This window comes from Arthrobacter sp. CAN_C5, assembly GCF_017875735.1.
Taxonomy (GTDB): domain Bacteria; phylum Actinomycetota; class Actinomycetes; order Actinomycetales; family Micrococcaceae; genus Arthrobacter_D.
This window is the reverse complement of the sequence record NZ_JAGGMZ010000001.1, coordinates 547,198-558,563: the sequence shown is the minus strand read 5'-3', so window position 1 is coordinate 558,563 and position 11,366 is coordinate 547,198. Positions and strand designations below refer to the sequence as shown.

Genomic DNA, 11,366 nt, shown 5'->3' with positions numbered 1-11,366 from the left:
CCGGTTAGACGTCAGCCGTTCGTCCGGCGGCGAAGGCGGACAAGACGCCTGTCTTAGCCAGTCCCCGGACGGCCAGCCACGAGAGAAGCCCCGCGATCACCACACCGGAGATGGATGCGAAGAGCACGTACATGAGCTGCCATTCCACGGCCCAGAGGGCGTTGTAGAGGATGTTCTCGGAGATGGCGAGGGCCAGTCCAGCACCCAGCCCGGCGAGCAACGCCACCCCGAGGTTCCATTTGCGGTAGAGGAACAGCAGGAAGATCAGTTCCGCCCCCAGTCCCTGGATGGCACCGGAGAGCAGGGTGGTCAGGCCGAACTGGGTGCCGAGGAGTGCCGAAACGGCGGCCGCCAGCACCTCGCAGTAAATGGCCGCGCCGGGTTTCCTGATGATGAGGCCGCCGAGAACCCCGGCGATCAGCCACCCTCCGGTATAGAGTCCTGCCAAGGGCGGGAACGCGCTGGTGATCGCTGCGATGCCTGTGTAACCGGCGGACCAGGCGAAGAACACCACCCCGACGGCGACCGCCACCACCGACGCGACGACGATATCGACCACGCGCCACTGATAGTTGGGGCGTCGGGTGGGGGTGTTACGGGTTTGTGCTGGTGATGAAGCCATGTTGAATTCCTCCTGAGGTACAGGAGGGGAGGGCACCTAAGGCCTGCAGCAATGCCACTGGCCGGGCACCCTGAGATACTCGACTCCCTTCGCCGGTACTAGCCGGATCAGGTTCGAGGGTCTGCGGTAGTCCGCACTCTCAGCGCCCGCTCATGATCTGAGCGGCGCTCCCCTGTCGTATGTTTAGCATTTTCCAGCGTACACCTGATCGTTTCACTCCGCCCCCAAACCACCCAGCGTTCGGCGACGGATGCGTCGTTGTCGACGAGGCGAAACGCTAGGCTAGGAAAAAGAGCAACCATCGAAGGAGACACCCATGAACCAGTTTATGAAACTGCTCGGCGTAGCACTGAGCCTCGGAGCCGGAATTGTCGGCGCCAAGCTGGTGGATTTCATCTGGCACAAGACCACCGGCAAGGCATCACCCAAGGATGAGGACGCCCTCGAGAACAGCCTGCGCTCCGCCATCGCGTTCGCCCTGATTTCCGGGGCCGTCCGAGCGGTCCTGCAGGTCCTCACCAACCGCACCACGCAGAAGGCAGCCCTCCGGTTCGCGAAGACCCGCGACCTGACCTAGGCGCCCGCTTTACGTCTCGTCGGGGCGCTCGGCCATATTCGGGTCGGGCGCCCTTTTGCCGGCCGCCTTCTCTACGACCTCATCGAGTTCGTCCATGCTGAGCAGGTCACGCCGCATGTGCTTGGTACGGTAGCCTGCCCGTCCCACCATGTGGGCCGAGACGGGGACGGTCAGCAGCATGAAGATCCAGCACAACAACAGCACGGGCAGCAGGACCCAGCTGCCCAGCTGCAGTGCCATCGCCAGCAGGAACAACAGCAACCCCAACACCTGGGGTTTGGTGGCCGCATGCATTCTGGCCAACAGGTCAGGAAACCGGAGCAGCCCGACACCGGCAGCAACGGACATGAGGGATCCGCCGATCAGGAACACGGCGGTCAGGGCGTCATTCACTGTCTCGTTCATGTCCTATTTCCTGTCCGTCACGAAGCGCGCCACGGTGACCGAGCCGATGAACCCGATCACCGAGATGGCTACCAGGAGCACCACGTTGTCCAGGTGCCGGTTGACCGCCATATCCATGGCAAGTGCCCCACCGATGGTGGCGAGCAGCACGTCGATGGCGAGCACCCGGTCCAGGATGGAGGGGCCCCGGGCAATGCGGTACAGGGCGCACAGGGCGGCGAGGACGAGCAGGCCCGCAGAGATAATGATGGCGACAGTCATCATGTGCTGGCCCCTTCCTGACGGGAGTCGTTCTCCTCATCGAACCGGTCCTCGGCTGTCAGCAGCGCCAGATCGTCCCGCGTTCCCATGATCCTGATCAGCCAGGCTTCGGTGGCGCGCACGTCGGACCGGATTTTTGCAGCATCTTCGGGGGTGACGACGTTCAGGCAGTGCAGGTACAGGGTTGAGGTGGAACGGTCCACCTCAATCACCAGCGATCCGGGGATCAGGGACAGGGCATGCCCTGTGGTGGTGACCAGCAGGTCTGACGGGCTACGCAATTGCACGGCGACGACGGCGTTCACAAGGTGCGGCCCGCGGGTCAACGAGAGCCAGAACACCTCGAAGCTTGCGACCACCAGCTTGTAGATGAACCGGACCGCGAACGGCACGGCGTAGAGCACGTTGAACCGTCCGCTGAGCTCCACCGGGGGCAGGTACAGCAGATTGGCGACGGCGTAGGCGATCAGGCCGCCGAAGATGAGGTTACCCGGGCTGAAGTCCTGCCAGAGTGCACCCCAGACAATGACCAGCCAGATGATCAGAGGCAGTTCGGTGATGAACGGGATCTTCTGCCGGGTCATGGTGCGCTCCCCTCGCCGAGGACAGCCTCAATGTAGTCGGTGCGTTCCAGCATGTTTTTCGCTGCGTTGTCGCTGATCTCGAACAGCGGGCCAGCCAGCAGGGTGAGCAGCAGGCCGAGCCCCACGAGTCCCATGGTCGGACCGACCATGGTGCGTGGCAGCAGGTTGACGGGGTTGCGTCCGGAGAACCGGCCGGTCGTTTCACCGTTGACGCGCTGCGAGGTGCGGACCGCTGAACCGTCAGCCTTGGTTGCCAGCAGGATGGGGTCGGGATGGAGGGCGTCTTCCGGGCGGCGCCAGAACGCGCGGTTCCAGACCCTCGCGATCGCCAGAAGTGTCAGCAGGGAGGTGATCACGCTGGCGCCGACGGCCACGTAGGCGATCGGCGAGCCCAGCTCGACGCCTGCCTGCAGGATCCCCAGCTTGCCAAGGAAGCCGGAGAACGGCGGGATGCCGGCAAGGTTCATGGCCGGGATGAAGAACAGGATTCCGAGGAGCGGAGAGAGTTTGGCCAGACCGCCAAGGCGGTCCATGTTGGCGGTCCCGCCACGACGTTCAATCAGCCCAGTGACCAGGAAGAGACTGGTCTGCACGGTGATGTGGTGGGCCACGTAGAAAATGGCAGCACCCAAGCCGACCACCGTCGAAATCGCCAGCCCGAAAATCATGAATCCGATGTGGCTGACCAGGGTGAAGGAGAGCATTCGTTTGATGTCGGACTGTGCCAGGGCACCGAGGATACCCACCACCATGGTGAGGATCGCGACCACCATCAGCAGCGTATTGATCCGGTCGCCCGGAAAAAGGAGGGTCTCGGTGCGAACCATCGCGTACACGCCCACCTTGGTAAGCAGGCCAGCGAACACTGCGGTCACCGGTGCTGGCGCCGTCGGGTAGGAGTCGGGCAGCCAGAAGGAGAGCGGGAACACCGCAGCCTTGATCCCGAACGCGACGAGCAGCATCAGGTGCAGCATCATCTGCGTCGCCGGGTCGATTTCGCCCAGTTTCACGGCGAGGTCGGCCAGGTTGATGGTGCCGGTAGCCGCGTAGATCATGCCGATCGCGATCAGGAACAAGAGGGAGGACACCACGCTGACCACCACGTAGGTGACGCCGGCACGGATTCGGGGTGTGGTTCCGCCCAGGGTCATCAGCACATAGCTTGCGGTCAGCAGGATCTCGAAGCCGACGTACAGGTTGAACAGGTCACCGGACATGAACGCGTTGGAGACGCCCGCCACCAGGATGAGGTAGGTGGGGTGGAAGATCGAGATCGGCCCGTCCTCGTCCCCGTCGGTCATTCCCTGCCCGGTGGCGTAGACCAGCACGGCCAGGCTGATTGCCGTCGAGATGACCAGCATCAGCGCCGAGAACTGGTCGACCACCAGGGTGATCCCGAACGGCGGCATCCAGCCGCCAATGAACACCGCGGTTGCGCCGTTCACTGCAGCGTTCTGGAGCAGGAACAGTTCGAGGATCAGGGTGATGCTCAGCGTGGAGATGCTCACCGCACGCTGTGACCTTGAGTGGCGGATCAGGAGGAAAGCGATTGCCGCACCGAGGAAGGGCAGGACTACCGCCAGCGGTGCGTAGCTTGCGATGTTCACCGTGGCTCCTTCGGGTCGGCAGAGAGGTCGAGGACTCCTGCGTTCTGGGATCCGGGGGCTTCCTCGGCCTCCTCAAGCGGCGTGAACTCGGTGGTCTCCTCGGGCACATCGGCGTCGTCTTCGGCGTCGAAGCTGCTCTGACTGGCCACCCTGCGGTCCTCCATGTCGTCCTGCACCTCATCGCGCCTGCCCAGCACCCAGGACCGGTAGATGATGCCCAGCATGAAGGCTGTGACGGCGAAGGAGATCACAATGGCCGTGAGGATCAGCGCCTGGGGCAGCGGATCAGAGTAGGCGTCCGCGGGGATTTCCTCTGAGTACAGCGGTGCGACGCCAGCCCGGCCTCCGGTGGAGAGCAGGAGGATGTTGGCACCGTTGGCCAGCAGGATCAGGCCCAGCAGGACCCGGGTCAGGCTGCGCTCCAGCAGCAGGTAGATGCCGCCCGCGAAGAGGGCTGCCATGACCACCAGCAGGGTGATGTTCACGCTCATCGGGCCACTCCCTCGCCGGACTCGGTATGTTCTTGTTGCTGCGCCTGCATGTCGTCCGGATCGGTCGATGCGGAGAGGCCCTCGCTGCGTTCGTCAATCTCCGAGCCCAGGCTGCGCAGCACGTCCAGCACCAGCCCAACGACCACCAGATAGACGCCGATGTCGAAGATGGTCGAAGTGACGAACTTGACGTCCCCGAACACTGGCATCCAGAACTCCAGGATCGCGGTCTGGAGGATCTGACCGCCCAGCAGCAGCGGGATCAATGCGCTGAGGGAGGTGGTCGCCATACCCGCACCGAGCAAAACCCCCGCACTGACCGGGCTGGCTTCCGCCAGCTCGAAGCGCCCACCCGCCAGGTAGCGCACGGTCAGTGCCAGCCCGGCCATCAGCCCACCGGCGAATCCACCGCCCGGCAGATTGTGGCCCGCAAGGAGCAGGTAGATCGAGAAAATGATGATCGAGTGGAAAAGCAGCCGGGTGATGACCTCGAAGATGATCGACCTGCGCTCGGGTGCGAGGGTCCGTCCGGCCACCAGCCACGCGTCCCGCGAGACCGACGAGAACTTCTTCGCCAGCTCCAGCGCCGCGGCTTCCCGCCCGAACACGCCCAGGGGTTCCTGCCCGCGATCGACCGAACCGGATTTGACGCTTTCGGCCCGCTGGCGGGTGTCACCGCGCCCGCGGATGAAGATCAGGCTGGCAATACCGGTGGCGGCAATGGCCAGCACCGAAATCTCGCCGTAAGTGTCCCAGGCCCTGATGTCCACCAGGGTGACGTTGACGATGTTCTCCCCGCCTCCGCCCTCGTAGGCCAGGCCCGGATATTCAAGGGACACCGGGGCGGCGATACGTGAGGCCATGGAGGACATCGCGATTGCCGCCATGACCAGACCGAAGGAGATCCCCAGGACGGCGCGGAGCAACCGGTACCGTCCCGGCTCCTTTTGCCACAGCCGTGCGGGTAGCGAGCGCAGCGCGAGCACGAAGGCGACCAGCACGATCGTCTCGACCAGCATCTGGGTCAACGCCAGGTCGGGGGCGCCCTGCAGCGCGAAAATCAGTGCCATTCCATACCCGGTCACCCCGACCATGAGCACCGCCATGAACCGCTTGGTGGCGCGGATCGCAGCGAGGATGCCAAGGATGATGACGACGCCGGCCGCCACCTGCGCCGGCGAGTCCGCGTAGTGCCACTGGTCCGGAAGCGGCGCGTCGTAGAACACGATCGCCGTCAGCGGAGTGATGATGGCCATGGTCAGGATGACGAAGAGGTAGAACGCCAGCGAACCTCGCTGGGTGCGTCCGGTGATCCAGACGGCGACGTCGTCGAGCGTACCGATCGTGTATTTGTAGCCGCGTTCGGCGTCGATCAGGGCCGGCACCCTGGACTGTGTCCGCTCCACCTGGGCGCGGAACCAGAACAAGAGGACGCCGACGACGATGGTGACCACTGACAAGGCGAGAGCTGGGGTGAAACCGTGCCACAGGGCAAGGTAGCTGTCCTCGCCGTCGGCCTCGAACAGCGTCACGTACGGCTGAATGATGGCGTCCAGCGGGGCCGGCCAGAGTCCAAGCCCCACGGTGAAGACGGTGAGGAGGGCCGGGGCGAAAAGGAATGACTTCTCCACGCGGGTGAACTCAGTGGCTTCCTTCCCCTTGCAGGCGAATCCGCCCCAGACAAACCGGGCGCTGTAGGCGAAGGTGAGCGCCGAGCCGGCCACTATGCCGATGAGCAGCAGGGTGCCGATGGGAGTGGGATCGATCTCTGCCTGGTGGACGAAGGTCTCGAAGATTGATTCCTTGGCCACGAAACCCAGCAGGGGTGGAATGCCGGCCATTGATGCTGCGGCGATGGTCGCGATGACGGCGAGGGCGGGGGCAGTTTTGCGGATTCCAGCGAGCTTGCGGATATCACGGGTGCCAGCCTGGTGGTCGATGATGCCGACCACCAGGAACAGCGTCGCCTTGAACAGCCCGTGCGCCACGAGCATGCCGAGGCCGGCGAGCGCCCCGCCGGGCCCGCCCAGGCCTACCACCATGGTGAGGAATCCGAGCTGGCTGACGGTACCGTACGCGAGGATCAGTTTCAGGTCGTGCTGGCGCAGCGCCCGCCACCCGCCGATCAGCATGGTGGCCAATCCGAGGATCATGATCATCGGCAGCCAGGAGGCGGCGTCGGCAAACCCCGGGGCGAAACGCGCCACCAGGTAGATGCCGGCCTTCACCATCGCTGCCGCGTGCAGGTAAGCGCTCACCGGGGTGGGAGCGGCCATGGCGCCGGGGAGCCAGAAGTGGAACGGGATCAGCGCCGACTTGGTGACCGCTCCGACCAGGATCAGACCAATCGCGACGTCGACCACCAGCCCGTTGGACAGCAGCGATTCGGACTGGGCCATGATGTCCGAGATCCGATAGGTGCCAGCGGTCTGGCCCAGCATGATCATGCCGACCAGCATCGTGAGCCCGCCGAGGGTGGTGACAATCAGCGCTTGCAGGGCGGCGCGGCGTGCCGCAAGACGGTGCCGGGAGTAACCGATCAGCAGGTAGGACAGGACAGTGGTCAGTTCCCAGAAGATGAACAGCAGGATCATGTCGTCGGCGGTGACCAGCCCGAACATGGCACCGGCGAACGCGAGGAGCTGAGCGCCGAACGGCCCCAGATTGGGGTCGTTCTGCTTGAAGTACCGTGCGCAGTAGAACAGGACCAGGGCACCGATTCCGAGGATGAGGAGCGATAGCACGGCGGCCAGCGTGTCCATCCGGAAGGCCAGTTCCAGGGTGAGGCTCGGGATCCACCGGAAGATGATGGACGGTGGAGCGTTGGGCTGGCCCTCGAGGAGGTTCTGCCCCTCCCCCGTGTACTGGTCGAAGGTGATGACCAGCCAGACGAACGCAGCAGCGGGGACGGCGGCCAGCACGTAGAAGGCCGAGCGTCCGAGCCGGCGGAAGATCAGGGGCGCAACAAAGGCTACCGCGAACAACGCGATGAGCACGATTAGCACGATGATCTCCTGATCTCTCAGCGTGAGACGGTCAGCTGTTGACAGCACGGACGGTCAGGGGCTTCGACTTATTCTACCTGTGGAATACAGGGCATCCCGCCGGGTTACGCCGTCGGCAGTGGAGATGATCGGCGCGGAATACCTGGTGGCGGTTACACGTTTAGTTCCGTCACGGCCTTCTACCTCAGCTGCGCAGGGGGCAACGCGGGATAGCATTCACCCTATGAGCGTGGAATCCCCCCAGCCGGTACCGTCCCAGCACTCCTCCAGCGCCCGGGAGAAGGACGCGGTTCCAGGCCAGGCGAGCGGTGCGGGCAGGCTCCTGTCGCGGCCAGTACTCGCGTGGGCGTCATGGGACTGGGGGTCGGCCGCGTTCAACGCGGTGATGACCACCTTCGTGTTTACGGTGTACCTCACCAGTGACGCCTTCGGCGGGGAAGCCCGGGCCTCGGTGGTGCTGGGCTGGGGCCTCGCCATTGCAGGCGCCATGATCGCTTTACTCGCGCCGGTGACCGGCCAACGCTCCGACAACGGTGGACGGCGGAAGCTCTGGCTGGGGGTGAACAGCCTTTTGGTGGCCCTGCTCACCGGCCTCTGCTTCTTCGTCTTCCCCCAACCGGAGTTCCTGCTCCTGGGCGTCGCCCTGATCGCCCTGGCCAACATTTTCTTCGAGTTCGCCGGCGTGAACTACAACGCGATGCTGACCCAGATCTCGACCCCACGCAGTATCGGGCGGATCAGCGGGTTCGGGTGGGCGATGGGTTATGTCGGCGGAATTGTCGCGCTCATTCTGGTGCTGGTCGCGTTTGTGGAGCCAGCCTTCACCTGGTTTGGCTCCGACACCACTGACAGCCTGAACATCCGGTTGGTCGCGGTGTTCTCGGCCCTCTGGTTCCTGGCATTCGCGGTGCCGGTGATGTTTGCGGTTCCGGAAGTCCCGCGTCAGGACAAGGCAGCGCAGCTGGGCTTCCTCGCGTCCTATGGGTTGTTGTTCCGCCGGGTCAGGGCGATCTACCGGACCAGCCCGCACACCATCTTCTTCCTCCTGGCGAGCGCCATTTTCCGTGACGGTCTTGCGGCGGTTTTCACGTTCGGCGGCATCATCGCGGCGGGTACCTTCGGGTTCACGCTGAGCGAGGTGATCGTCTTCGCCATCGCCGGGAACCTGATCGCCGCGGTCGGCGCGATCGTCGGTGGCTTCCTCGACGACCGGGTGGGCCCGAAACGGGTCATCATCGTCGCGCTGATTGGCCTGCTGATTGCGGGCTCCGCCGTCCTGATCCTCGGACCGGGCACCCACGAGGTGCTGGGCTTCACCTGGACCGGAGACGTGACGTTCTGGGTGTTCGGGCTGATGCTGACCCTGTTCGTCGGTCCGGCGCAGGCTTCCTCCCGCGCCTACCTGGCCCGCCTGGCGCCTGCGGGAGAAGAGGGTGAACTGTTTGGCCTCTACGCCACCACCGGCCGTGCGGTGAGCTTCCTCGCCCCGGCCCTCTTCGCCGCGTCGATCACCATCTTCGGTGAGCAGCGGTACGGGATCATCGGCATTCTGGTGGTGCTGCTCGCCGGGCTCCTGGTGCTGCTCCCGGTGAAGCCACCGGCGAAGGTGGCTCCCGCCGTCGTGCCGTCCTACTAGGTCTCAGATAGCGGTGCGGTGGAAGTTCTGGTGACTGCGCGACGCCGTCGGGCCGCGCTGTCCCTGGTAGCGGTTGCCGTACGGTCCTGACCCGTAAGGATGTTCCGACGGGGAGGTGAGCCTGAAGAAGCAGAGCTGCCCTATTTTCGATCCTGGCCACAGCTTGATCGGCAGGGTGGCCATGTTGGAGAGTTCGAGGGTGACGTGACCGGAGAAGCCTGGATCGATGAAGCCGGCAGTGGAGTGCGTCAGCAAGCCGAGTCGGCCGAGGGAGGACTTGCCTTCCAGTCGGGCGGCGATGTCGTCGGGCAGCGTCACGGTCTCGTAGGTTGATCCGAGCACGAACTCGCCGGGGTGCAGAATGAACGGCTCATCGGCGTCCACCTCCACCAACCGGGTCAGGTCGGGCTGGTCCTCGGCCGGGTCGATGTGGGCGTACTTGTGGTTGTCGAACAACCTGAAGTAGCGGTCAATCCGTACGTCCACGCTGGAGGGCTGGACCATCGCCTCATCATAGGGATCGAGCACAATGCGCTCGCGGTCAATTTCGGTTCGGATGTCGCGGTCGGAGATCAGCACGGTTCAAAAATACCGCAGTCCAAGGCGTTAGTGGTTATCGACCGATCTCGGTGCGCACGGCGTACAGCTCGGGGAAGAACGTGAGCTCAAGGGCCTTCTGCAGGAAGCCGACACCCGAGGACCCGCCTGTGCCGCGCTTGAATCCGATGGTCCGTTCAACGGTCTTCAGGTGCCGGAACCGCCAGAGCTGGAAGTTGTCTTCAAGGTCCACCAGTTCCTCACACGCCTCGTACAGGTCCCAGTGTTCGGCCGCGTTTTCGTACACCGCCTTGTAGACCTGGACCAGATCCGGGTTGAAAACGTGCGCCGTGCGGACGTCCCGGTCGAGCAGCTCGGCGGGAATGGCGTGGCCCCGGCGGGAGAGCAGCCGGATGAACTCGTCGTAGATACTCGTCTGGTCCAGGAGCTCCGAGAGCAGTTCCCGGGCTGCCGGGTCATTGGTGAAAACCTCCAGCATGCCCGCGTTCTTGTTGCCGAGCAGGAACTCGACGGCCCGGTACTGATAGGACTGGAATCCGCTGGACGCCCCCAGGTCTCCCCTGAACTCTGCGTATTCGGAAGGTGTCAGGGTGGCCAGTACCGACCACTGCTCGGTGAGGGAGCGCTGAATGTGTTTGATGCGTGCGATGCCCTTCATCGCTGAGCGCAGGTCATCGCCCTGCAGTTTCGCATGGACGGCGCGCATCTCATGGAGTACCAGCTTCAGCCACAGCTCCGACGTCTGGTGCTGGATAATGAACAGCATTTCATCGTGGTGCTCCGGCCGGCTCACCGGGTGCTGGGCGGACAGCAACTCATCCAGCGACAGGTACGACCCGTAGCTCATCTTTGCTGTGAAATCCTTTTCGATTCCCGCTTCGATGTCCCGGGTGTTCTTCTCGACGCTCATGGTCTTAGGGTACCCACACCGGTGCGAGCCGGGGGCTGGGAGTCACTTCCACTTCGGCACGGTGATTGGACCGCTTGCCCGAGGCTGCCTGTCCGTACCCCGGGTTTTCCCAGGTCACGTGTTTTCGCAACGGTGAGGTTGGGGTAGGCTGAATCTCGTTGTTTTTGCCGGGATCAGAGCCGCAGTGTGGCCTGGTCTCCAGGCGGGCGTAGCTCAATGGTAGAGCGCTAGCTTCCCAAGCTCGATACGCGGGTTCGATTCCCGTCGCCCGCTCCAATCTCCCCGGGAACGCTTCTGGCTTTCTTAGGCTCTGAATTCAGACCACCGGCCGCGGCGCAAATATGATGATCGCCACCCCCACGAGGCAGAGCGCAGACCCGGCCAGATCCCAGCGATCTGGGCGGAACCCATCGAAAACTACTCCCCACGCGAGCGAGCCAGCGACAAAGACCCCTCCGTAGGCTGCGAGGATCCTGCCGAAGTTGGCGTCCGGTTGCAGGGTCGCAATGAACCCGTAGGCGGCGAGAGCCATCACCCCAAGCCCCGCCCACCACCATGGCCTGCCCTCACGGATGCTCTGCCAGACAAGCCAGGCACCGCCGATTTCGGCGAGCGCGGCGAAGACGAAAAGAACCACAACCAGGGCAACTGTCATAGTGCATTATCCCGCCCACCCTCGGAGCCCGGGCGACGGAAGGTGCACGGGGCTC

Annotated in this window: 12 protein-coding genes, 1 tRNA gene and 1 riboswitch; of the genes, 3 read left to right on the top strand and 10 right to left on the bottom strand. The window is 64.1% G+C overall.

The genetic code is table 11. From position 1 onward, the window contains the following. Positions 1–4: 4 nt before the first annotated feature. Positions 5–622: an ECF transporter S component gene (locus H4V95_RS02740; protein WP_209728633.1), complete on the bottom strand. Its 618-nt coding sequence runs from the start codon at positions 620–622 to the stop codon at positions 5–7. A 67-nt stretch (positions 623–689) separates the two neighbouring features. Next, positions 690–806, bottom strand: a riboswitch (TPP riboswitch). A 132-nt stretch (positions 807–938) separates the two neighbouring features. On the opposite strand from H4V95_RS02740, the gene H4V95_RS02735 reads away from it, so the two are divergent. Then, positions 939–1,199 carry a DUF4235 domain-containing protein gene (locus tag H4V95_RS02735; RefSeq protein ID WP_196865473.1) on the top strand — a complete coding sequence of 87 codons (261 nt, stop codon included), beginning with the start codon at positions 939–941 and terminating at the stop codon, positions 1,197–1,199. Positions 1,200–1,208: 9 nt separating this feature from the next. Here the strand turns inward: H4V95_RS02735 and mnhG are convergent, their stop codons facing one another. The 6 genes from mnhG to H4V95_RS02705 are packed head-to-tail and all read right to left on the bottom strand — an operon-like array spanning position 1,209 to position 7,552. Further along, positions 1,209–1,604 carry a monovalent cation/H(+) antiporter subunit G gene (gene mnhG / locus H4V95_RS02730; protein ID WP_209728631.1) on the bottom strand — a complete coding sequence of 132 codons (396 nt, stop codon included), beginning with the start codon at positions 1,602–1,604 and terminating at the stop codon, positions 1,209–1,211. Between the two features lie 3 nt (positions 1,605–1,607). Next, a complete protein-coding gene (locus H4V95_RS02725) occupies positions 1,608–1,865 on the bottom strand; it encodes a monovalent cation/H+ antiporter complex subunit F (RefSeq protein ID WP_395939862.1) in 258 nt (85 codons plus the stop codon). Continuing rightward, positions 1,865–2,449: a Na+/H+ antiporter subunit E gene (locus tag H4V95_RS02720; RefSeq protein WP_196865476.1), complete on the bottom strand. Its 585-nt coding sequence runs from the start codon at positions 2,447–2,449 to the stop codon at positions 1,865–1,867. The genes H4V95_RS02725 and H4V95_RS02720 overlap by 1 nt, the downstream gene beginning before the upstream one ends. After that, the gene (locus tag H4V95_RS02715; RefSeq protein WP_196865477.1) at positions 2,446–4,056 is read right to left on the bottom strand and encodes a Na+/H+ antiporter subunit D; all 1,611 of its coding nucleotides are present in this window, start codon (positions 4,054–4,056) and stop codon (positions 2,446–2,448) included. Before H4V95_RS02715 ends, H4V95_RS02720 begins: the two co-directional genes overlap by 4 nt. After that, on the bottom strand, positions 4,053–4,547 hold the full coding sequence (locus H4V95_RS02710; RefSeq protein WP_196865478.1) for a Na(+)/H(+) antiporter subunit C: 495 nt from the start codon (positions 4,545–4,547) through the stop codon (positions 4,053–4,055). Before H4V95_RS02710 ends, H4V95_RS02715 begins: the two co-directional genes overlap by 4 nt. Beyond that, entirely contained in the window at positions 4,544–7,552 is a 3,009-nt protein-coding gene (locus tag H4V95_RS02705) for a Na+/H+ antiporter subunit A (protein ID WP_209728629.1), read from the bottom strand. The genes H4V95_RS02710 and H4V95_RS02705 overlap by 4 nt, the downstream gene beginning before the upstream one ends. A 124-nt stretch (positions 7,553–7,676) precedes the next feature. Between H4V95_RS02705 and H4V95_RS02700 the strand changes: the two genes are divergently transcribed. After that, positions 7,677–9,188, top strand: a complete 1,512-nt coding sequence (locus H4V95_RS02700) for an MFS transporter (RefSeq protein WP_395939861.1) — start codon at positions 7,677–7,679, stop codon at positions 9,186–9,188. Between the two features lie 3 nt (positions 9,189–9,191). On the opposite strand, the gene dcd is transcribed toward H4V95_RS02700, so the two are convergent. Then, entirely contained in the window at positions 9,192–9,767 is a 576-nt protein-coding gene (gene dcd, locus H4V95_RS02695; RefSeq protein WP_196865481.1) for a dCTP deaminase, read from the bottom strand. A gap of 34 nt (positions 9,768–9,801) precedes the next feature. Continuing rightward, complete coding sequence (kynA, locus tag H4V95_RS02690) at positions 9,802–10,656, bottom strand: tryptophan 2,3-dioxygenase (RefSeq protein ID WP_209728627.1); 855 nt, start codon at positions 10,654–10,656, stop codon at positions 9,802–9,804. A 202-nt stretch (positions 10,657–10,858) separates the two neighbouring features. Here kynA and H4V95_RS02685 point away from each other — a divergent pair. Continuing rightward, positions 10,859–10,932: transfer RNA gene (locus H4V95_RS02685), tRNA-Gly, on the top strand. Between the two features lie 40 nt (positions 10,933–10,972). Here the strand turns inward: H4V95_RS02685 and H4V95_RS02680 are convergent. Next, positions 10,973–11,311 (bottom strand): YnfA family protein, encoded by a 339-nt coding sequence (locus H4V95_RS02680; protein ID WP_209728625.1) that lies wholly within the window; start codon positions 11,309–11,311, stop codon positions 10,973–10,975. Positions 11,312–11,366 lie beyond the last annotated feature (55 nt).